Here is a 20,438-nt window from a genome sequence, read left to right on the forward strand (position 1 = left end):
GCCGCATGACAGCAGCCATGCTGCGCCTCGCCCTCTTCCAGCCGGACATCCCGCAGAACGCCGGCACGATGATCCGCATGGCCGCCTGCCTCGGCATCGCCGTCGACATCGTCGAGCCCGCGGCCTTCGACGTCTCGGACCGGCATTTCCGCCGCTCGGGCATGGATTATCTGGAACGAGCAGCCGTGATGCGCCACGATTCCTTCGCGGCCTTCGATGAATGGCGGCGCGGCAGCGGACATCGCCTCCTGCTCGCCGAGACGGATGGCGCGACGCCATTGCCGGACTTCGCCTTTCAGCCCGGCGACATCGTTCTGGTCGGCAGGGAATCGGCGGGGGTGACCACGGAAGTCCGCACGGCGGCCGACGCCTCCCTGCATATCCCGATGCGCCCGGGATTGCGTTCGCTCAATGTCGCGCTGGCCGCGGCGATGGTAATCGGCGAGGCGTTGCGCCAGACAGGCGGCTACCCGCGCCGCGATGGACATGAAGCATGAGCATCCCCAAGCCCGTTGAAGCCCCTCCTGCAGATCCCGCTCTCGTCGAGACGCTGAAGCCGCGCGCGGCCGCCTGGTTCGAGAGCCTGCGGGACCGCATCTGCGCCGCATTCGAGGAGATCGAGGATACTGCGACGGGCCCCTTCCCCCCGGAGGACGACAAGGCCGGCCGCTTCGTGCGCACGCCCTGGCAGCGCACCAACCATGACGGAGCGCCCGGCGGCGGCGGCGTGATGTCGATCATGAAGGGGCGCGTCTTCGAGAAGGTCGGCGTGCATGTCTCGACCGTCCACGGCAGCTTCTCGCCCGAATTCGCCAGCCAGATTCCCGGTGCGGCCGAGGACCCGCGCTTCCACGCGACGGGCATCTCGCTGATCGCCCATCCGTGGAATCCGCACGCGCCGACCGTGCACATGAACACGCGCTTCGTCGTCACGACGAAGCCCTGGTTCGGCGGCGGCGCCGACCTGACTCCCGTGCTGGACGCCCGCCGCAACCAGGAAGACCCCGACAGCCGCGATTTCCACGCGGCGATGCGCGCGCCCTGCGAGCGCTTCCCGGCCATCGCGGATTACGAGCACTTCAAGCGCTGGTGCGACGAGTACTTCTTCCTGAAGCACCGCAACGAGCCGCGCGGCATCGGCGGCATCTTCTACGACTATATCTGGACCGGCGACGCCGAGGCCGACTTCGCCTTCACGAGGGCGGTGGGCGAGGCCTTTCTCGACACCTACCCGAACATCCTGTGCCGCAACATCGGCAAGCCCTGGAGCGGGGGCGAGCGGCACGAGCAGCAGGTGCGGCGCGGCCGCTATGTCGAGTTCAACCTGCTTTACGACCGTGGCACGATCTTCGGGCTGAAGACCGGCGGCAATGTCGCCTCGATCCTGTCCTCGATGCCGCCGACGGTGAGGTGGCCGTAAAGCGCGCAGCATCCCCGACAAGATAGCGGGGAACCTCTCTCCCTACGGCAGAGGGTTCCCCGCGCTGTCCGAGCCTAAGTGTCCGCCGTAAGCGCCGCCTTCACGAGACCCATCTGCTGTTCGAGTTCAGCCGGACACCCCGCTTCGATCCAGCCCTGCCGCGCCGCTTCCAGCACGCGGCCGATCTCCGGCCCAGGCGGCACACCGAGACCGATGACGTCCTTCCCCGTCGGCAGGAAGGGCGGCGTGCGGCCCAAATCGCCGATCAGCCGCTGCACATCGCGGCCGACGTCCTTCTCGGCAGAAGCAGTCAGCAACACGAGCGCCCCGGCCGCCGCGTCGTTCCCCACCGCATGAGCGATGCGGCGCAGCGCAGCGAGCCCTGGCAGCTCCGCCTGCCCGCCCAGCCGCTGCAGCGCGAGCGCGATCCGCTCGATCCGGTCGAACTCCTCGTTCGAGAGCCTGAGTCGCTCCCTGAGCCTCGGCGCATCCTCACGAACGGCGACAGCCAAAGCCGCCAGCCGGAACGCAGGATAGACGCCCTCCCCGCCCTCCGCAGCCACAGCGGCGAAGCGCGAGAGATGGGGCACGCCGCCGATCACCGGCATCAGCAGCCCCGCCCCCGCCATGGCCTCCAGCGTCGCTGCGGCGCCCGGAGCCACCAGAAGCTTCATCGTCTCGGCACGGACACGCTCGCGAGAGAGCCCGCCCAGTCCCGTTCGGCCCGCGATGCAGGCGCGCAACCCATCGGCATCCGGGCTCCCCGCGCCGTATTGGGCATGGAATCGGAAGAAGCGCAGGATGCGCAGATAGTCCTCGCGGATGCGTTCCTCGGCCTTCCCGATGAAGCGCACGCGCCGGGTCGCGAGATCGGCCAGACCGTCACTGTAGTCGTGGATCGCCCCGTCCCGGCTCAGGCCGAGCGCGTTGATGGTGAAGTCGCGCCGCAGCGCATCCTCGGCGAAATCACGCCCGAACGCGACCTTGGCCCGGCGTCCGTCGGTCTCGACGTCGTGCCTGAGCGTCGTCACCTCGAAGCTCTGGCCCTTGGAGACGAGCGTAACAGTGCCGTGCTCGATGCCGGTCGGCACCGCCTTGAAGCCTGCCGCCTTGCCACGTCGAATCGTCTCCTCCGGCAGCGCCGTGGTGGCGAGGTCGACATCGCTGTGCGCTTCGTCGAGCAGGAGATTGCGCACCGCTCCGCCGACGACGCGCGTCTCCTCGCCTTCGCCGTTCAAGGCAGCGAGGAGCTGCGCCAGGACCGGCTCAGCGAGAAACGCCGCGATGGCGCCATTTCGCGCCTCGATCATTTAAAGCGGCCGGGCACCAGCACGCCGTTCTCCATATGCGGCGGTTCATAGGCGCCCTGGCTGCGCGGCGCGATGAAGCCGGTATAGGCGAGAACCGCGATGGCCAGGAGAAGACCGGTCACCGAGAGCCAGAAGGCATGGCGGCTCCAGTGCTCGACATCGAAGGGGTTTCGCCGCTTGACGACGAGATAAGCCGCAAAGACGCAAAAGGGTAGAACGAAGAGCAGGACCTCTTCGATGATTACGCGCAGCATTGACCGTCGTCTCCCGCGCGCTTTTCGTGGCGGGCCAAATCGCCCGCGCGCCCGAAATGCGCGCCTGTCGCAACTCTATCCGGCAAGCCGCTCGTAAAGGTTACGGATCATGCCGGCGGTCGCCCCCCAGATATAGCGATCCGCGAACGACATCGCATAGTAGGTGCGCAACTGCCCCTGCCACTCCCGCCCCTCGCGCTTGTGATTGGCCGGATCGAACAGGAAGGAGAGGGGCGTCTCGAAGGCCTCGTCCACCTCATGGGGGTTGATGGTCAGCGAGAAGGGCGGCTCGATCAGCGCCACCACCGGCACGATGCGGTATCCGGTGCCGGTCAGGTAAGCGTCGAGGAAGCCGAGCGTGCTGATGTGCTCACGCGCAAGGCCGATCTCCTCCTCCGTCTCGCGCAGCGCCGTCACGACTGGCGAGCCATCGACTGCATCGACCCGCCCGCCAGGAAAGGCGACCTGCGCCGAATGCTTGCGCAGGCTGGCGGCACGCGTGGTCAGCAGCATGGTGGGCCCCTCCACGCGGGGCACGATGCCGATCAGCACGGCGGCGGGAATCGCACGCTTCTCGTCGGGGACAGGCACCGGCTGGGGCTGATTCTCATGGTCGCCGCGCGGACGGCTGATGATATCGCCGAAATCCGGCGGCTCGGGCCGCAACCGCTCGCGCGCGAGCGCTGCGAAGGCCTCGGTATCGAGGTTCAGGGCATGGCCGTTGATCGTCAAATCTCGATGCCCTCGATCTCGCTCGCCGGCAACGCCGGGTAGAATTGCCCGGCAGCCGCGATGCCGAACATCGCCTCGCCCCCGACCTCCCGAACCTCGCCGAGCGCGAGCAGATCATAGGTCAGCGCCCGCGTCAGCCGAGCCCAGAGGCCGCGTCTCACATGGACATAGGGTTTGAGACCGTCTTTTTCAGCCCGCTCGAAACGCAGCTCGTGGTCCGGCCCGACGCTGAGCAGGTCATCCACCTGCGTTCTGAAGGCGATGCTGCGGGCATCCCCCTCCCCGTCGACCTGCATCTCGACCGCCTGGAAGGGCGCGTCCTCGACCCGGATGCCGACCTTCTCGACCGGGGTCACGAGAAAGTAATCGTCGCCCTCTCGCTTCAGGACGGAGGAGAAAAGCCTCACCAGCGCCGGCCGGCCGATCGGCGTGCCGAGATAGAACCAGGTCCCGTCGGCGGCGATACGCATGTCGAGATCGCCGCAGAAAGGCGGGTTCCAGCGCTCGACAGGCGGCAAACCGCGCGGTTTGCCGGGCGCGCCGGCCCCGCCGAGCGCGGCCATGAGTCGCTCCATCGCGCTGCCTTCCGCGGTCATCGAAAAGCCCGTCCCTGTCGGATGCGGCATAGTGGTTGCATCGTCTTTCTGCCTTGAACTCCACATAATCGTGAAGCCGAGTTTATGTGCACCGCTCCAATCGGCGCTTGAGCCCCTCCAAGGGGCCGTCCACATTGAACGACGGAAGACGACGACAGGTTCACGCGTCCATCGGCCCCGATGCGGCAACGGCAGGGCCAGACTGAAGGAGACCGACATGGCGGCGCAAGCCCGGGCGAGCGAGAGCAATTCCCCGATCGATCTCGACACCGGCATCGTCGAGGCGGCAGAAGCCGCGCTCGGTGCGATCAGCGCGGCGCGCAAGGAGATCGGCCAGGTCATCTTCGGCCAGCAGCAGGTCGTCGACCTTTCGCTCGTCACGCTTCTCGCCGGCGGCCACGGCCTGCTGGTCGGCGTGCCCGGCCTCGCCAAGACCCGCCTCGTCGAAGCGATGGGCACGGTCCTGGGGCTCGCCGCGCGGCGCGTCCAGTTCACGCCGGACCTGATGCCGTCGGACATCCTCGGCTCCGAGGTGCTCGACGAATCCAGCGACGGCAAGCGCCACTTCCGCTTCATCAAGGGCCCGGTATTCGCCCAGCTGCTGATGGCGGACGAGATCAACCGCGCTTCGCCCCGCACCCAGTCCGCACTGCTGCAGGCGATGCAGGAGCATCATGTGACGGTGGCTGGCGAGCGATACGACCTGCCCGCTCCATTCCACGTGCTGGCGACCCAGAACCCCATCGAGCAGGAAGGCACCTACCCCCTGCCCGAAGCGCAGCTCGACCGCTTCCTGCTCGAGATCGATGTCGGCTACCCGGATCGCGACGCCGAACGCCGCATCCTGCTCGAGACAACCGGCGCGAGCGAGCGCAAGCCCGAGGCCGCGATGACCGCCGAGACGCTGATGTCGGTGCAGCGGCTGGTGCGTCGCCTGCCGGTCGGCGAGGCCGTCGTCGATGCCATCCTCGATCTCGTGCGCTCCGCCCGTCCTAGCGACAGCAACGATGCGATCACCGGCAAGCTCGCCTGGGGCCCCGGCCCGCGCGCCAGCCAGTCGCTGACGCTCGCCGTCCGCGCCCGCGCGCTGGTCGAAGGCCGGCTCGCCCCCTCGGTGGACGACGTCGCGGCGCTGGCGCTGCCCGTGCTCAAGCACCGTATCGCGCTGACCTTCGCGGCGCGTGCCGATGGCGAGACCGTCGAGGGCGTGATCGGCAAGCTCGTGGAACGGCTGGGATAGGCCGATGCTGCGCACGCGCGTCCTGGGTCCGAGCGAACGGCAACCCGCCAAACCGATCCTCACGGAATCGCTCGACCTCGCCGCGCGCCTGCCGCGTCTCATCCTCGAAGCCCGTCGCGTCTCGGCCAGCATCCACGGCATCCACGGCCGGCGCCGTTCTGGCCCGGGCGAGACCTTCTGGCAGTATCGCCCGCTGGTCGCCGGCGAATCGGCCTCGCGCATCGACTGGCGCCGCTCCGCCCGCGACGGCCACCTCTTCGTCCGCGAGCGGGAATGGGAAGCCTCGCATTCGATCTGGCTCTGGATCGACCGCTCGGCCTCGATGGGTTTCGCTTCCTCGCTGGCACTCGCCTCCAAGATCGACCGCGCCCTGGTCGCAGGGTTCGCGCTGGCCGAGACGTTGGTCGAGGGCGGCGAGCGTGTCGGCCATCTCGGCTTGACGCGGGCGCTCGCTTCCCGCCGCATCGTCGAGGTGCTGGCGCAGGCCATCGTCGCCGACAGCCGCGGTGCCGAAGACGATCTCCCGCCCGGCGGACCTCTGCCGCGGCTGGCGGACGCGATCATCGTGACCGACGGGCTCACGCCCGGGACATCGCTGGCACAGCGCATCTCCTCGATGGCCTCCAGCGGCGCCCGCGGCCATGTGCTGCTCATCGCCGATCCGATCGAGGAGACCTTCCCATTCAGCGGGCAGGCCGAGCTCTTCGACCTCGAGGACGGGCTGACGCTGCGCGTCGGCGATGCAGGCTCTTGGGGTGAGGAATACCGCCAGCGCCTCGCCGCCCATCGCGATGCGATCTCCGAGGCATGCCGCAAGGCGGGCTGGACGCTGACGCTCCACCGCACCGACCGCCCGGCCAGCGAAGCCGTGCTGCGCGTCGCCAGCCTCGTCGCCGCCGCGCGCGGCATGGTCTGAGGGAGAGCCCATGTTCAGCGCCCTCCCCTTGAGCTTCACCGCCCCGCTCGCGCTCGCCGCGCTCGCTGTTCTGCCAGCGCTCTGGCTGATCCTGCGCGTGACGCCCCCACGGCCGCGCCGCATCGACTTCCCGCCGCTCAAGATCGTCGCGGACCTCATCGCCAAGCGCGAGCTGCCGGCTCATACGCCCTGGTGGCTGCTCGCCATGCGCATGGCCGTGGCTGCGCTCGCCATCCTCGCCGTCGCCGGTCCGATCTGGAACCCGACACGGGAGAGCGCGCCGAGCACTGGCCCGATCCTGCTGCTCATCGACAACGGCTTCGGCGCCGCCTCCGACTGGCCGGAGCGCATCGCTGTCGCCGAATCCCGCATTGCCGCCGCGACGCGCGAGGGCCGCCCCGTCGCCATCGTCGGCCTCGCTGAAGCACCGACCGCTATCGCACTCGCCGAACCGCGCACCGCGCTGGACCGACTGCGGGCGCTCGCGCTCGAGCCCCACGCCCCCGATCGCGCCGCCCATCTGCCGCGGATCGAGGCCTTCCTTCAAACCACGCCCTCGGCCGAGATCGTCTGGGTCAGCGACTCGCTCGCTGTCGCGGACGAAAGCGAGTTCCTGGCAGGGCTCAAGCAGCAGGCCGGTGCGCGCCGCCTCTCGCTCCATGCCGGCCCGCCGGGCCAGATCGCGCTCGCCGCGCCGGAAAACCTCGCCGGCGCGCTGACCGTGAAGGTGCTGCGCCCCACCGCGAGCGCCCCTGCCAGTGGCCAGGTCCGCGCGCTGGACCTCAAGGGCCTGCCGCTCGGCGACGCGCCATTCATTTTCGAGGGTTCGAACTTGCAGACGACGGCGCGCCTCACACTGCCGATCGAGGTCCGCAACGCCGTGTCGCGGCTCGAGATCGCCGGCGAGGGCAGCGCCGCCGCCGTGGCCCTGCTCGACGATCGCGCCAAGCGTCGCCGTGTCGGCCTCGTCTCGGGCGCCACGGCCGACACCGCCCAGCCGCTGCTCTCGCCGACCTACTACATCGCCCGCGCGCTCCAGCCCTTCGCCGAGGTCCGCGAGCCGCGCCAGGGCTCGACCGATCCCGTCGGCGAGTTGCTGGCACAGAACCTCTCGGTGCTGGTGCTCGCCGATATCGGCGCGCTCGACCGCGAGACGAGCGCAAAGGTCAGCGAGTTCGTCGAGCGTGGCGGCGTGCTGCTGCGCTTCGCCGGCGCGCGGCTGGCAGCCTCCTCCGACGACCTGACGCCGGTGCGCCTGCGCCGCGGCGGGCGCACGCTCGGCGGCGGCCTGTCATGGGAGACGCCGCGCAAGCTCGCGCCCTTCACCCGCGAAAGCCCCTTCGCCGGACTGCAGATCAGCGACGACCTCCGCGTCAGCCGCCAGATTCTGGCCGAACCCGAGGCCAATCTCTCGCGCAAGACCTGGGCGGCGCTGGAGGACGGCACACCCGTCGTCACCGGCGAGCGGCGTGGCGACGGCATCATCGCCATGGTTCATGTCACGGCCGACACGACCTGGTCGAACCTGCCGCTCTCCGGCCTTTTCGTCGAGATGCTGCGCAAGATCGTCGGCCTCGCCGGCACCGGAACCGCTTCCGAAGCCCAGAGCGACGAGGCCCGCGTCGAGACGCTCTCGCCCACCCGCGTGCTCGATGGCAGCGGCCGCTTCCGCACGCCGCCGGCCACCAGCCAGCCGGTCGCGCGCAACTTCGCCGGCCGCGCCACACTGGCGCATCCACCCGGCCTCTACGGCCCGGCGGACGGCTCCCTCGCCGTCAACGCGCTCAAGCCCGACGACACGCTGGCGGCGCTCGATCTCGCCGGGCTCGGCGCGCCGATCCTGCCGATCGACGAGCCGGTGGCTCGCGACGCCCGCCCCCCGCTGCTGGTCATCGCCCTGCTGTTGCTCGTGGCCGATACGCTGGCGACGCTCTGGCTCGGCGGCAGGCTGAACTTCGCCCGCTTCCGCAAGGCGACCGCCCCGGCCGCGATCCTCATCGCGATCGCCGCCGCGGGCATGCTTGCCCCTGACACGGTCCGCGCCCAGCCGGCGCCGGGCGCCCCGCCGGAGAACCGCCCGCCGATCCCGCGCGCGCTCTTCGCCAATGGCGCGGTGACGCGGCTCGCCTATGTCGTCACCGGCGACAGGGGCGTCGACGATATCTCGAAGGCAGGCCTCGCGGGCCTCAACACCGTGCTGGGCGCGCGCACCGCGCTGGAGCCGGGCGATGCGGTCGGCGTCAATGTCGAGCGTGACGAACTGGCCTTCTTCCCCGTGCTCTATTGGCCGGTGGTCGCCGGCCGGCCGATCCCTTCGGGCGAGACCCTGCGCAAGCTCGAAGCCTATATGAAGGGCGGCGGGCTCGTGATCTTCGACACGCGCGATGCCATGAGCGCCAGGCCGGGCGGCGGCACGACACCGGAGGGCGACCAGCTCCGGCGGACACTGCAGACGCTCGACATTCCCGAGCTGGAGCCGCTGCCGCGCGACCACGTCCTGACCAAGACCTTCTACATCCTCGACGAGCTGGTCGGCCGCTACGACACCGGCACGACCTGGGTCGAGATTCTGCCGCCGGCCGATAGCGACGGCAAGCGCCCGGCGCGGGCCGGCGACAATGTCTCCCCCATCGTCATCACCGGCAACGACCTCGCCGCAGCCTGGGCCATCGACAAGCGCGGCGACGGGCTGGTGCCGCTCTCCGGCTCCGATCCCCGCCAGCGCGAGATGGCGCTGCGCGCGGGCGTCAACCTCGTGATGTACGCATTGACCGGCAACTACAAGGCCGACCAGGTCCACGTCCCGGCCCTGCTCGAACGTCTGGGACAGTAAGCCATGTGGAGCGTCTCCTTCGCCCCGCTGGTTCCGCTGCCGCTCCTCATCGGGCTCGCCGTCCTTGCGGCGGTTGCTGCGGGTGCGGCCATCGTGCTCGCCGGCCGCAGCGCCATCCTGAGGGCTCTGGCACTCGCCGTGCTGACGCTCGCCCTCGCCGATCCCTCGCTCGTCGCGGAGGACCGTGACCCGGTCAAGGACGTCGTCTCGGTCGTGGTCGATCGCTCGGCCTCGAATCGGCTCGCCGACCGCTCCGCCCAGACCGACGAAGCCGTCGCCGAGGTCGAGCGGCAGCTCCGTGGCATGCCCAATATCGAGCCCCGTATCGTCGACCTTCGCGATGCGCAGGGGTCGAGCGACGGCACCCGCCTGTTCGAGGCACTGGCGGCGAGCCTCGCCGACGTGCCCTCGGAGCGCGTCGCCGGTGCCATCGCCATCACCGACGGCCTCGCCCATGACAGCCCGCCCAATGCCGAGGTGCTCGGCCTGCGCGCGCCGCTGCATGTGCTGACCACCGGCCGCAATGCCGAGATCGACCGCCGCATCATGCTGGTCGATTCGCCCCGCTTCGGCATCGTCGGCAAGGACCAGGTGATCCGGCTTCGCGTCGTCGACAAGGGCGGGCCCGGCCGCGCCGGGCTGACCATCCGCCGCGACGGCGAGATCATCGCGCGCCGCGACGTCGTCACCGGACAGGTCGTGCAGGTGCCCGTCCGCATCGACCGCGGCGGGCCGAACGTCGTCGAGATCGAGGCCTCGGCCCTCGATCAGGAGCTGACGCTCGCCAACAACCGCGCGGTCATTACGATTGAAGGCGTGCGCGACAAGCTGCGCGTGCTGCTGGTTTCAGGCGAGCCGCATCCGGGGGAGCGCACCTGGCGCAACCTCCTCAAGGCCGACGCCAATGTCGACCTCGTCCACTTCACCATCCTGCGCCCGCCGGAGAAGCAGGACGGCACGCCGATCAATGAGCTCTCGCTGATCGCGTTCCCGACGCGCGAGCTGTTCCAGGTCAAGATCAAGGAATTCGACCTGATCATCTTCGATCGCTACGCCAACCAGTCGATCCTGCCGCTGCTCTATTTCGAGAACATCGTCCGCTATGTGCGGGACGGCGGCGCGCTCCTCGTCGCGGCCGGCCCGGAATATGCCGGCGGGCAGACGCTGGCGCGCACCCCGCTCGGCCAGATCCTGCCGGCCGTGCCGGACGGCAGCGTCATCGACGAGGCCTATCGCGCCCAGGTCAGCGAGCCCGGCAAGCGTCACCCCGTCACCCGCGACCTGCCGGGCTCGGAAGTCTCGCCGCCGCGTTGGGGCGAGTGGCTGCGCATGGTCGGCGCCCAGGCGCGCCCCGGCGCGTCCCCGGTCATGACCGGGCCTGGCGAGCGCCCCCTGCTGATGCTGGCTCGCGAGCAGAAGGGCCGCGTCGCGCTCTTCCTCTCCGATCATGCCTGGCTCTGGGCTCGCGGCTTCCGCGATGGCGGCCCGTATCTCGACCTGCTGCGGCGCCTCAGCCACTGGCTGATGAAGGAACCGGAGCTGGAGGAGGAGGCGCTGCGCGCCACCGCCCGCGGCGGCACCGTCGAGGTCGAGCGCCAGACGCTGCGCGACAACCCGTCCCCGATTACCGTCACCGGGCCGGACGGCCAGTCCCGCAGCATCCCGCTCGAAGCCGGCCGCCCCGGCCTCTTCACCGCCCGCATTCCGGCCGGCGAACAGGGGCTCTATCGGCTGACATCCGATAACCTGACCGCCTTCGCCAGCGTCGGCCCGGAGAACCCGCGCGAGCTGATGGAGGTGGTGAGTGATCCAGCCGCCCTGCAGCCGCTGGCACAGGCCACCGGCGGCTCCTCGCGCCGCATCGGCCGTGAGAGCGGCTCGGCCGTCAATGTGCCGCGCATCGTGCCGGTGCGTTCCGGCAGCCAGTTCTCCGGCAATGACTGGATCGGCTTGAGGATCAGCGATTCCGGCATCGTGCGCGGCGTTCGGATCTCTCCGCTCTTCGTCGGGTTGATCGGGCTGGCGCTGCTGTTCGGTGCTCTGGTCGCAGGCTGGCTCGGCGAAAGCGGCCGCCGCTTCAAGCGTCAGGCTTGAGATGGCCGCGCAGGCAGCGCGTCATTCTCGGGCTTGACCCGAGAATTTCAGGACCAGAAGGCGCTGGTTTCCGAGATGCTCGGGTCAAGCCCGAGCATGACGCAAAACCTCAGCCCGTGACCCGCGCCGACATCACCGCGCCGCGCCGCTCGCTCAGCACGCCTTCGAGCAGCTCAAGCGCCAGAAAACGACCCGGATCGGCCGGGCCGGGCAGGACGAGCTGGCCGGGCGGCAGCACCTTGAAGCCGAAGCGGGCGTAATAGGGCGCATCGCCGATCAACATGACGAGGTCATGCCCGGCCTCGCGCGCAGCCTCGATCGAGCGGTTCATCAGCGCCGCCCCGATGCCCCGCCCCTCGAAGGCGGGGTCGACCGTCAGCGGCCCCAGCATCAGCGCCTTGTGGCCGCCGGCAACGACGGGCGTCACCTTCACCGAGCCGACGAGGAAGGTGCCGACATGGGCGGCGAAGGACAGCGCTGGATCGGGCGGCACGCCCTCGCGCAGGCGGAAGGCCGTGCGGGCGAAGCGGCCGGGGCCGAAGGCGCGCTCATGCAGGCGCTCGATGGCGGCGGAATCCACGGGCAATTCGTGGCGGATGGTCAATGGCAAGGAGGTCATGGCAGCAGTCAGCAGAGCGGGGAGCGATCGGCGATGACGAGGGCGCGCAAACACTCCTCGCCCGGAAGGCGCATTCAGCGCGTCGGTCGTCGCAGGTCGCGGAGGCTGTGCCCGTTGCTCATGGCAAGCGCCTGTACAGCATCGTCTCGCAAAGGGGAATAGCTACCATTCGGCAGGAGGCGGCGCGCCCGTCATGATCTCGTCGAGCCGCTTTCGCGTCGCGGCCGTCGTGCCGTCCGGCAGGGCATCGAGCGGGAAGAAGCCTGCCTCCGCGATCTCTCGGTCTGGCTGCTTGACGCTTTCGATCCTGAACTCGCGCACGACATAGAGCGCCACATGGTCCCGCCGTGACGCATGGCGGTTGAAGAACAACCCGTGCAGCGCCGGCACTCCGGTCAGCGCGAGCCCGGCCTCTTCCGACAATTCACGATCGAGCGCCTGCAGCGCCGATTCCGCGACCTCGACGCCGCCGCCGGGCAAATGCCAGCCCGAAACATAGGTATGGCGAATCAGGAAGACCTCTCCGCGCTCATTCAGCACGGCGGCGCGCACGCCGAAGGTCATGCCACGGGCGAAGCGGAAATAGAGATGGAGCAGCCTGACCAGAAGCCGCTCTCCCGGCCGGCGGGAGGTTTCGGGATCGGCGGCGGAGGTCGGCGCCTGCGATGGCATCAGGGAAACTCTCAAGATCCGGTTAATTGTCTATGCAAATGACGCATAGCGGAGTCGTTTTCGCGGTCTTGTTCCGTCATAAACGCGTCCCAAATAGGGAGCACTAACGCAACGTCACCAACCGGAACCACGACCATGCTTCTCTCTTTCATCATCGCCCGCCTCAGGGCCAAGCCCGCCTATGTCTGGAAGCCCGCCGTCACGCTGACCGATTCGCGCATCGTGTCGGAACTCACCGGCGCCGCCAACTGAGGCCGTTCCGCCTTCCGCCAGTCCAGGCGCGTCAACGGCGCGCTTGACTGACGGCCCGCGGCGGGAGAAGCGCTGGAGCGTGTTCAAGCTCGCGCATCTGTCCGACCCGCATCTCGGCCCGCTGGCCGGGTTTTCGCTGCATCAGCTCTTCGGCAAGCGCGCGACCGGCTACGTCAACTGGCGTCGGAAGCGCCGGCATGCCCATGACATGGACATCCTGGCCCGCATCGTCGCCGATATCCACGAGAAGCGGCCGGACCATATCGCCTGCACCGGCGACGTCGCCCATATCGGCCTGCCGAACGAATTCCGCACTGCCGTCGCCTTCCTCGACACCCTGGGGCCTCGCGAGACGGTCAGCTTCGTACCGGGCAACCACGATGCCTATGCCCGCTCATCATTGAAGCCGCTGGCGGCCCAGCTCGCACCCTGGAGCGCGGATGACGAGAGCAAGGTGGGCTATCCCTGGTATCGCAAGCGCGGCCCTGTCGCGCTCATCGGCGTCAACAGCGGCGTGCCGACGCTTCCCCTGATGGCAACGGGCCGGGTCGGCAGCGAGCAGATCGCCCGCACCGAGGCACTGCTGGAACGCGCTCGCGACGAGGGCCTGATTCGCGTCGTGCTGATCCATCACCCGCCCTATGTCGGCGGCGCCAAGCGCGGCCGCGAACTCATCGACGCCGCAGCCTTCGAGGCCATGCTGAAGCGCAAGGGCGCCGATCTCGTGCTGCACGGCCACAACCACAGCTTCTCGCTGGCCTGGCGGCCCGGTCCCGGCCAGAAACACGGTCATGACGTGCCAATCGTCGGCGTGCCTTCCGCCTCGCTTGGCCCCCTCGGCCATGGCGAGCTCGGAACCTGGCACCTCTTCCGCATCGCAGGCGATGCCAAGGCGCCGCGCATCACGCTGGAACAGCGCGGCTTCGAGCCCGACGGCACGGTGGTGCGCCGCCAGGAGATCGCATTGCTGGGCGAGTTGGTCTGAACGACTAGCCGTCATTCTCGGGCGCAGCGGAGCTTCGACCCGAGAATCTCAGGAAGGAAGGCCACCCTTTTCGGGACGAGATGCTCGGGTCAAGCCCGAGCATGACGCCTCCTTAGACGCAGCGGCCGCCGTCCACCGCCAGCACGCTTCCCGTCACCATGTCGGCCTCGTCCGAGCAGAGGAAGAGCGCCGCATTGGCGATGTCCTGCGGCGTCGAGAAGCGGCCCCACGGGATCGTGGACGTGAACTGCTTGCGGCGCTCCGGCGTGTCCTCCCCCATGAAGGTGGCGAGCAGCGGCGTCTCGCCCGCGACCGGCGCGATGGCGTTGACGCGAATCTTGTCGGGCGCGAGCTCGACGGCCATCGACTGCGAGATCAGGTTCGCCGCGCCCTTCGAGCCATTGTACCAGGTCAGGCCCGGACGCGGACGCAGGCCGGCCGTCGAGCCGATGTTCAGGATGACGCCGCCGCCATGCTCGCGGAAATGCGGGATCGTCGCCCGCGCCATCAGGTAGATCGACTTCACGTTCACAGCGAAGACCCGGTCGAACTCTTCCTCGGTCACCTCGGTCATCGGCTTGTTGCGATGGGTGGTGCCGGCATTGTTGACGACGATGTCGAGCCGCCCGACCTTCGCGAGGATCTTCTCCACCGCCTTGTCGACGCTCTTGGCCTTGCCGACATCGCAGGTCACGGCGAAAGCGCGGCGGCCGATGGCCTTGGCAGCCTCCTTGGCCTTGTCGCCATTGAGATCGAGCACCGCGACCCGTGCGCCCTCGCGCGCGAACGTCTCCGCAATCCCGAACCCGAAGCCCTGCGCCGCGCCAGTCACCAGCGCCGTCTTGCCCTTCAGTCTCATGGTCGTTCCTCGTGTTTTTTGATGGCTTGGATGTTTGAGACGATTGGATGCCGTCGTAAATGCGTTTTGATGCGCAGCCGGATACGGAAATCGTATGGCTCAGGCCCCGATCTCCTCCCGCAGCATCTCCAGCTCCAGCCAGCGCTCCTCCGCGTCGGTGATCTCGCGCGTCACGTCCTCCAGCCGCGCCGTCGCCTTGGCGAAGAGCTTCGGATCGCGGCTGTAGAGGTCGCCGGCGAGCGCGACGTTGAGCTTGGCCACCTCGCCCTGCAGCACCTCGATCCTCTTCGGCAGCGTCTCCAGCGCATGCTTCTCGTTGAAGGAGAGCTTGCGCTTCGACACAGGCGCGGCGCTCGCAATGACCGCCGGTGCTTCGGCGGTGGGCTGCGCTTTGCCAAGGGGCGCCCTCACCTTTGCGCTAACGCCGCGGCCGCGCTGGGCCAGCATGTCGGTGTAGCCGCCGGCGAACTCGGTCCAGACGCCATCGCCATCCGAGATCAGCGTCGCCGAGACGACGCGGTCGATGAAGTCGCGATCATGGCTGACCAGCAGGACCGTGCCCTGGTAGTCCGAGAGCAGTTCCTGAAGCAGGTCGAGCGTCTCGAGATCGAGATCGTTGGTCGGCTCATCCAGCACCAGCATGTTGGAAGGCTTGGCCAAGGCGCGGGCCAGCATCAGGCGGCCTCGCTCGCCACCCGACAGCGCGCCGACGGGCGTGCGCCGCTGCAGCGGCTGGAACAGGAAGTCCTTCATATAGGCGATGACGTGGCGCGGCGTGTCGCCGACCATCACCTGATCCGAGCCGCCGCCGGTCAGCGCATCGCCCAGCGGGGTCGCCGGATCGAGGCTCTCACGGCGCTGGTCGAGCGTGACCATCTCGAGCGAGACGCCGAGCTTCACCGTGCCTGAATCCGGCGCGAGCGCACCGGTCAGCAGGTTGATCAGCGTGGTCTTGCCGGCGCCGTTGGGGCCGACGATGCCGATCCGGTCGCCGCGTGCCACGCGCAGCGACAGGTCCTTGACCACGACATTCGAACCGAAGGCTTTAGCGACATTGACCGCCTCGATCACGAGCTTGCCCGAGGTCTGGGCCTCGCTCGCCTCGAGCTTGACGCTGCCGACCGCGAAGCGCGCCGTCCGGCGCTGCTCGCGCAGCCCGTGCAACTCGCCGAGGCGGCGCTGGTTGCGCGTGCGCCGGGCGCTGACGCCATAGCGCAGCCAGTCCTCCTCGCGCGCGATCTTGCGGTCGAGCTTGTGGCGGTCGAGCTCCTCCTGCGCGAGCACTTCGTCGCGCCAGGCCTCGAAATCGCCGAAGCCCCGGTCCATGCGTTTGGTCAGGCCGCGATCGAGCCAGATCGTCGCACGCGACAGGTTGGTCAGGAAGCGCCGGTCGTGGCTGATCAGGACCATCGCCGAGCGCAGCGATTTCAGCTCCTGCTCCAGCCATTCGATCACCGGCAGATCGAGATGGTTCGTCGGCTCGTCGAGCAGCAGGATATCGGGTTCGGGCGCGAGCACGCGCGCCAGCGCCGCGCGGCGGGATTCGCCACCCGACATCGTCGCCGGGTCCTCCTCCCCAGTCAGGCCGAGCTCGTCGATCAGGTACTGCGCGCGATAGTGATCGTCTCCCGGTCCAAGCCCGGCCTCGACATAGGCGAGCGAGGTCTTGTAGCCGGTGAAGTCCGGCTCCTGCGGCAGATAGCGGATCGTCGCACCGGGCTGGACGAAGCGGTCAGCGCTGTCGGCCTCGACCAGACCGGCCGCGATCTTGAGCAAGGTCGATTTGCCCGAGCCGTTGCGGCCCACGAGGCAGACGTGCTCTCCGGCCGACACGGCGATTTCCGCCGCTTCGAGCAAAGGCTGTCCGCCGAAGGTGAGCGCGACGTCGCGCAGATGCAGCAAAGGGGCCATGATCCGTCCTGTGTTCGGCCTGCGGGATAGACCGCCGCTGCGGTCCTGTCACGCGCGCAGGAATCACCAATGTCATTCCGGGGCTTCGCGTAGCGAAGAACCCGGAACCCACGACCGGGTTGGCCGCCTGCAAGCGGGCATGGAGATGTCTCACCCGCTGGCACGGCCCTTGCCAGCTCCTCCCCGCCCCTTATCGTGACGGAACACGGCCTTCATGAGTTCAAAAGCGATGCTCAGCGACCGCCCCATCGGGATCGGCCACAATGGCGGCCCGCCGCTGAAGGAGCGGAAGCGCCGCTCGGGGACGGGCAACGGCAATATCGGACGCTATTTCGACTGGCGCTTCGCCCATCGCCGGGCCTGGAAGAAGCCGCGCGAGGTCGCGCTGAATCGACAGGAAAAGGCCGAGGCGCTCGGCCTGACCTATGAGGAATATTCGCTCGAGATCATGGAGCGCGGCTACTATCCGCAGCCCGAGCATGCCGATGCGATCAAGGCGAGGCGCGCGGAGCGTCGCAAGGATGGCGGCGTCGTCGGCCAGTCCCTCAAGGGCATGAAGTTACGCTAGCCACCGGGCGTCATTCTCAGGCGAAGCGCAGCGCAGACCCGGGAATCTCGGGAGGGTAAGGCGCAGGAGTCGCTCTGGTCAGGAGATGCTCGGGTCAAGCCCGAGCATGACGGCGCACTCACCCTCCGATCCAGCGCCTTACAAGCCGCGTCGCAGGCTTCTCGAAGAAGCGATAGACCAGCAGCGCCGCCAGTACCGCGCCCGCCAGCGCCAGCACGATGTAGAGCGCGGGCGAAGCCAGACCGATCCGCAGCGCGACCTCCCTCATCCCGCGGATCACGAAGGGGTGCACGAGATAGAGTGCATAGGAGGCGTCGCCGACGACCGCCAACGCCCTCACCGGCCTCGGCGCGACGATGCCTTCCCGTCCGCAAGCAGCCGCGAGCATCAGCAGGACAGCCGCCCCGCCGCGCCAGAGCACGCTGCTCCAAGGTCCGTCAGCACCCGGCAGATGCGCAGCCGCCAGCAGCACCCCGACGCCCGCCACGGCAACCGCGACGCGCAGGGCTCCGTGCAGGCGCAGGCCCTTCCGGCGCAGCACGGCGATGCCCATGCCGGCTGCGAATTCCAGCACGATCGGCTCGCTCCAGAAGCCGAAGGGCAGCGGCAGCGGACCGGCGAGCGTTCCGGCCGCGACCATGAGCACCAGCACGGCGGTGATCGCCGGCAGCGTCCAGCGCGCCGGCAGCGCCAGCCCCGCGGCGAAGAGGACGTAGAACAGCATCTCGTAGTTCAGCGTCCAGCCCAGCGAATAGACCGGCTGTGCCAGCCCCTGCGTCGAGAGCACAGGCCAGAACAGGTAGGAGGCAAGAATCTGCGCGAGGCTCGGTGCGCCGGAATTGAGCACCGCCGGGATGAACAGTGCCACCAGCAGGAACAGCGTCGTCATCGCCCAGTAGAGCGGCACGATGCGCGCCAGCCGCCGTTTCAGGAAGGCGACCGAGGCCCCTTCCCGCCCGAACAGCTCCTGCGAGGCATGGACCATGATGAAGCCGGAGACGACGAAGAAGATGTCGACGCCGGCCATCCAGGGCAGCAGGTCGTTGCGCGTGAAGCTCAGCCCGAAGCGCTGAGCCACCACCGCCGCATCGGGCTGGACATGATGGATCGCGACCATGAAGGCCGCGAGCGCGCGCAGGACCTGGATCGAATGGATGGGCTGCACGCGGACCTTGGGAGAAGCATTCGAACGAGCGGGAGGCTCAGCCAAACCACAGCCGCTTCGGATCGTCGAGGCCGAAACGATGGAGATTCGCGGCAATCGCCGCGAGTCCCTGCTCGGCGGCATCCGGCGCCGTGACGACGTGGAGTGCGAAACGACCGGCCAGTTCCTCCATCGGCGGCTTGCCGGCGAAGACGGTGCGGATCGCCGCCTTGTCGGCGAGCGGCAGCAGATGGGGCGCGATGCCGCCCGCAATGAACACGCCGCCCGTCGCCTTGAAGATCAGGGCGAGATCGCCAGCGACACGCGCCAGCAGGCGCCAGAAGCAGACGACCGCCATCAGAGCGCCCGGGTCGCCATCCTGCGCGAGCCGAGAGATGTCGGCGGCGCTGACATCGGCCGCCGGCGTGCCGGACGTTCGCGCCACGGCCTTGTGCAGGCGCACCAGCCCGTCCCCGCTCAAGAGATGCTCGACGGTGAGGCGCGGCACGCCCTCGCTCAGCGCCGGCCAGATGCGTTGCTCGGCCTGGTCCTCCGGGCCGATGCCGATATGGCCGGATTCGGTCGGGATCAGCATGCCGCGCTCGCCATGCGTCAGCAGCGCCGCCGCGCCGAAGCCCGTGCCCGGCCCGAGCACCAGCCGCACGCCCTCCGGCTCCGGCTGCCCCTCGACCAGCGTCACGACATCTCGCGGCCCGAGCACTGCGAGCGACGCGGAAAGCGCCTCGAAATCATTGACGAGCAGCCCCTGCGTCAGGTCGAGCGCCGCGGCGATGCGGCGCCCGTCGAGCTCCCAGATCGCGTTGGTAAGCTGGGCCTGTCGTCCGTCGAGCGGCCCGGCGACGGCGATGACAGCGGCGCGCGGCTTCTCGGGCAGATCGGCGAGCACGGAGGCGAACGCAGCCTCAGCGGTCGGATAGCTGCCCGTTCCTAGCCGCGCCAGCGGGCGATGCGCACTGTCGGGATCAGCAACCAGCGAGAGCCGGCAATTGGTCCCGCCGACATCGGCCACCAGAACCGGGTAGCTGATCGAGGGCGGACGCATCAGACGTGCTTCCGCCAGGGCGCGAACCAGCCGAGCCCCTCGAGCGTGCTGCGCTCGGGCCGGTATTCGCAGCCGACGAAGCCGTCATATCCGAGCGCATCGAGCTCGGCGAAAAGGCGTGGATAGTCGGGGCCGGACGCGTCGGGCTCGTGGCGGCCGTTGGCGCGGGCGATCTGCACATGGCCGACGAGCGGATAGAGCGCCTTCAGCCGAGCCGAGACGTCACCATGGATCAGCTCGCAATGATACATGTCGAACTGCAACCGGACATTCGACCGGCCGGATTCGCGGATATAGGCTGCGGCCTGATCGAAATCGTTCAGGAAGTAGCCCGGCATGTCCTTGCCGTTGATCGGCTCCAGCAGCAGATCGATGCCATGCTCGCCGAGCCTGTCGGCGGCATAGGCCAGCGAGGCGCGATAGGTCTTCTGCGCGACGGGGTCCTTCGGGTCGGCGAGCCCCGCCATCATGTGGAGTTTCTTCACCCCGGTCTCGTGGACATAAGAAAGGGCCTTCTCGACCGAGGCGCGGAACTCGTCCTCGCGGCCCGTAAGCGACGCAATGCCGCGCTCGCCATTGGCGAAATCGCCCGGTGGCAAGTTGAACAGAGCCTGTTGAAGTTCCCCGCCGGCAAGCGCCAGCCCGACCTGTTCGGGGCTGTGCTCATAGGGGAAGAGGAACTCCACAGCCTCGAAGCCAGCCTCCGCGGCCGCCTTGAAACGGTCGAGGAAGTCCCATTCCGTGAACATCATCGAGAGATTGGCGGCGAAACGCGGCATGGCAGTCCTAGAAGCTAATCGGCATCGATGGCGGCAAGCTAGCGCGATGCGCACGCCACGTCATGCCGCAACGCGGCAGGGAGGGGATGCGTTCCGTGGCGAGGCACTGAGCCTCGTCATTGCGAGCGCAGCGAAGCAAGCCAAGGGGGTTGGGTCGGACGTTACCCAGTCCCCGTGGATTGCTTCGTCGC

Annotated in this window: 19 protein-coding genes; 8 read left to right on the top strand and 11 right to left on the bottom strand. The window is 68.7% G+C overall.

Translation table 11 applies throughout. The annotated features are described in order from the left end of the window. The first annotated feature begins 17 nt into the window (after positions 1–17). Both BoBH3_RS15720 and hemF read left to right on the top strand, forming a co-directional pair. Positions 18–497, top strand: coding sequence for a tRNA (cytidine(34)-2'-O)-methyltransferase (locus BoBH3_RS15720; RefSeq protein ID WP_262331958.1), 480 nt, complete (start codon positions 18–20; stop codon positions 495–497). After that, positions 494–1,420 (top strand): oxygen-dependent coproporphyrinogen oxidase, encoded by a 927-nt coding sequence (gene hemF / locus BoBH3_RS15725; protein WP_262331753.1) that lies wholly within the window; start codon positions 494–496, stop codon positions 1,418–1,420. Before BoBH3_RS15720 ends, hemF begins: the two co-directional genes overlap by 4 nt. 74 nt (positions 1,421–1,494) lie before the next feature. Here the strand turns inward: hemF and BoBH3_RS15730 are convergent, their stop codons facing one another. The 4 genes from BoBH3_RS15730 to BoBH3_RS15745 form a co-directional block, all read right to left on the bottom strand. Next, complete coding sequence (locus tag BoBH3_RS15730) at positions 1,495–2,730, bottom strand: CCA tRNA nucleotidyltransferase (protein WP_262331754.1); 1,236 nt, start codon at positions 2,728–2,730, stop codon at positions 1,495–1,497. Then, positions 2,727–2,984 carry a DUF6111 family protein gene (locus BoBH3_RS15735; RefSeq protein WP_262331755.1) on the bottom strand — a complete coding sequence of 86 codons (258 nt, stop codon included), beginning with the start codon at positions 2,982–2,984 and terminating at the stop codon, positions 2,727–2,729. The genes BoBH3_RS15730 and BoBH3_RS15735 overlap by 4 nt, the downstream gene beginning before the upstream one ends. A gap of 75 nt (positions 2,985–3,059) precedes the next feature. After that, positions 3,060–3,716, bottom strand: a complete 657-nt coding sequence (locus tag BoBH3_RS15740; RefSeq protein WP_262331756.1) for a CoA pyrophosphatase — start codon at positions 3,714–3,716, stop codon at positions 3,060–3,062. After that, the gene (locus BoBH3_RS15745; RefSeq protein WP_410050608.1) at positions 3,713–4,312 is read right to left on the bottom strand and encodes a DUF1285 domain-containing protein; all 600 of its coding nucleotides are present in this window, start codon (positions 4,310–4,312) and stop codon (positions 3,713–3,715) included. The genes BoBH3_RS15740 and BoBH3_RS15745 overlap by 4 nt, the downstream gene beginning before the upstream one ends. Positions 4,313–4,529: 217 nt before the next feature. Here BoBH3_RS15745 and BoBH3_RS15750 point away from each other — a divergent pair, with 217 nt between their 5' ends. The 4 genes from BoBH3_RS15750 to BoBH3_RS15765 are packed head-to-tail and all read left to right on the top strand — an operon-like array spanning position 4,530 to position 11,395. Further along, a complete protein-coding gene (locus BoBH3_RS15750) occupies positions 4,530–5,552 on the top strand; it encodes an AAA family ATPase (protein WP_262331757.1) in 1,023 nt (340 codons plus the stop codon). Positions 5,553–5,556: 4 nt separating this feature from the next. Beyond that, positions 5,557–6,468, top strand: a complete 912-nt coding sequence (locus tag BoBH3_RS15755) for a DUF58 domain-containing protein (protein WP_262331758.1) — start codon at positions 5,557–5,559, stop codon at positions 6,466–6,468. Positions 6,469–6,478: 10 nt separating this feature from the next. Then, entirely contained in the window at positions 6,479–9,301 is a 2,823-nt protein-coding gene (locus BoBH3_RS15760) for a DUF4159 domain-containing protein (protein ID WP_262331759.1), read from the top strand. Positions 9,302–9,304: 3 nt separating this feature from the next. Further along, positions 9,305–11,395, top strand: coding sequence for a hypothetical protein (locus BoBH3_RS15765; RefSeq protein WP_262331760.1), 2,091 nt, complete (start codon positions 9,305–9,307; stop codon positions 11,393–11,395). A gap of 109 nt (positions 11,396–11,504) precedes the next feature. On the opposite strand, the gene BoBH3_RS15770 is transcribed toward BoBH3_RS15765, so the two are convergent. Both BoBH3_RS15770 and BoBH3_RS15775 read right to left on the bottom strand, forming a co-directional pair. Next, positions 11,505–12,014, bottom strand: coding sequence for a GNAT family N-acetyltransferase (locus tag BoBH3_RS15770; protein WP_262331761.1), 510 nt, complete (start codon positions 12,012–12,014; stop codon positions 11,505–11,507). Positions 12,015–12,176: 162 nt separating this feature from the next. Next, positions 12,177–12,686: an NUDIX domain-containing protein gene (locus BoBH3_RS15775; RefSeq protein WP_262331762.1), complete on the bottom strand. Its 510-nt coding sequence runs from the start codon at positions 12,684–12,686 to the stop codon at positions 12,177–12,179. A gap of 331 nt (positions 12,687–13,017) precedes the next feature. On the opposite strand from BoBH3_RS15775, the gene BoBH3_RS15780 reads away from it, so the two are divergent. After that, complete coding sequence (locus tag BoBH3_RS15780) at positions 13,018–13,923, top strand: metallophosphoesterase family protein (RefSeq protein ID WP_262331763.1); 906 nt, start codon at positions 13,018–13,020, stop codon at positions 13,921–13,923. Positions 13,924–14,035: 112 nt separating this feature from the next. On the opposite strand, the gene BoBH3_RS15785 is transcribed toward BoBH3_RS15780, so the two are convergent. Together BoBH3_RS15785 and BoBH3_RS15790 are read right to left on the bottom strand one after the other, a co-directional pair. Beyond that, complete coding sequence (locus tag BoBH3_RS15785; RefSeq protein ID WP_262331764.1) at positions 14,036–14,782, bottom strand: SDR family oxidoreductase; 747 nt, start codon at positions 14,780–14,782, stop codon at positions 14,036–14,038. 99 nt (positions 14,783–14,881) lie between these two features. Then, positions 14,882–16,696, bottom strand: a complete 1,815-nt coding sequence (locus BoBH3_RS15790) for an ABC-F family ATP-binding cassette domain-containing protein (protein ID WP_262331960.1) — start codon at positions 16,694–16,696, stop codon at positions 14,882–14,884. A gap of 211 nt (positions 16,697–16,907) precedes the next feature. Here BoBH3_RS15790 and BoBH3_RS15795 point away from each other — a divergent pair, with 211 nt between their 5' ends. Further along, positions 16,908–17,261, top strand: coding sequence for a hypothetical protein (locus BoBH3_RS15795; RefSeq protein WP_262331765.1), 354 nt, complete (start codon positions 16,908–16,910; stop codon positions 17,259–17,261). 118 nt (positions 17,262–17,379) lie between these two features. Here the strand turns inward: BoBH3_RS15795 and BoBH3_RS15800 are convergent, their stop codons facing one another. From BoBH3_RS15800 to otnI, 3 genes are read right to left on the bottom strand one after another with little or no spacing between them, the layout of a single operon-like run. Beyond that, the gene (locus BoBH3_RS15800; RefSeq protein ID WP_262331766.1) at positions 17,380–18,426 is read right to left on the bottom strand and encodes an acyltransferase family protein; all 1,047 of its coding nucleotides are present in this window, start codon (positions 18,424–18,426) and stop codon (positions 17,380–17,382) included. 37 nt (positions 18,427–18,463) lie between these two features. After that, positions 18,464–19,468, bottom strand: a complete 1,005-nt coding sequence (locus tag BoBH3_RS15805; protein WP_262331767.1) for a glucokinase — start codon at positions 19,466–19,468, stop codon at positions 18,464–18,466. After that, on the bottom strand, positions 19,468–20,247 hold the full coding sequence (otnI, locus tag BoBH3_RS15810) for a 2-oxo-tetronate isomerase (protein WP_262331768.1): 780 nt from the start codon (positions 20,245–20,247) through the stop codon (positions 19,468–19,470). Before otnI ends, BoBH3_RS15805 begins: the two co-directional genes overlap by 1 nt. Positions 20,248–20,438 lie beyond the last annotated feature (191 nt).

This window comes from Allobosea sp. BH3 (assembly GCF_025499465.1).
Classification (GTDB): Bacteria; Pseudomonadota; Alphaproteobacteria; order Rhizobiales; family Beijerinckiaceae; genus Allobosea.

Excerpts from the sequence above, each read along its gene's own strand:
- BoBH3_RS15720 (WP_262331958.1), top strand. The coding sequence starts at position 18 with ATGCTGCGCCTCGCCCTCTTCCAGCCGGACATCCCGCAGAACGCCGGC.
- BoBH3_RS15750 (WP_262331757.1), top strand. The coding sequence starts at position 4,530 with ATGGCGGCGCAAGCCCGGGCGAGCGAGAGCAATTCCCCGATCGATCTC.
- BoBH3_RS15730 (WP_262331754.1), bottom strand. The coding sequence starts at position 2,730 with ATGATCGAGGCGCGAAATGGCGCCATCGCGGCGTTTCTCGCTGAGCCG.
- BoBH3_RS15785 (WP_262331764.1), bottom strand. The coding sequence starts at position 14,782 with ATGAGACTGAAGGGCAAGACGGCGCTGGTGACTGGCGCGGCGCAGGGC.
- hemF (WP_262331753.1), top strand. The coding sequence starts at position 494 with ATGAGCATCCCCAAGCCCGTTGAAGCCCCTCCTGCAGATCCCGCTCTC.
- BoBH3_RS15770 (WP_262331761.1), bottom strand. The coding sequence starts at position 12,014 with ATGACCTCCTTGCCATTGACCATCCGCCACGAATTGCCCGTGGATTCC.
- BoBH3_RS15775 (WP_262331762.1), bottom strand. The coding sequence starts at position 12,686 with ATGCCATCGCAGGCGCCGACCTCCGCCGCCGATCCCGAAACCTCCCGC.
- BoBH3_RS15745 (WP_410050608.1), bottom strand. The coding sequence starts at position 4,312 with ATGACCGCGGAAGGCAGCGCGATGGAGCGACTCATGGCCGCGCTCGGC.
- BoBH3_RS15795 (WP_262331765.1), top strand. The coding sequence starts at position 16,908 with ATGAGTTCAAAAGCGATGCTCAGCGACCGCCCCATCGGGATCGGCCAC.
- BoBH3_RS15735 (WP_262331755.1), bottom strand. The coding sequence starts at position 2,984 with ATGCTGCGCGTAATCATCGAAGAGGTCCTGCTCTTCGTTCTACCCTTT.
- BoBH3_RS15760 (WP_262331759.1), top strand. The coding sequence starts at position 6,479 with ATGTTCAGCGCCCTCCCCTTGAGCTTCACCGCCCCGCTCGCGCTCGCC.
- otnI (WP_262331768.1), bottom strand. The coding sequence starts at position 20,247 with ATGCCGCGTTTCGCCGCCAATCTCTCGATGATGTTCACGGAATGGGAC.
- BoBH3_RS15805 (WP_262331767.1), bottom strand. The coding sequence starts at position 19,468 with ATGCGTCCGCCCTCGATCAGCTACCCGGTTCTGGTGGCCGATGTCGGC.
- BoBH3_RS15755 (WP_262331758.1), top strand. The coding sequence starts at position 5,557 with ATGCTGCGCACGCGCGTCCTGGGTCCGAGCGAACGGCAACCCGCCAAA.
- BoBH3_RS15765 (WP_262331760.1), top strand. The coding sequence starts at position 9,305 with ATGTGGAGCGTCTCCTTCGCCCCGCTGGTTCCGCTGCCGCTCCTCATC.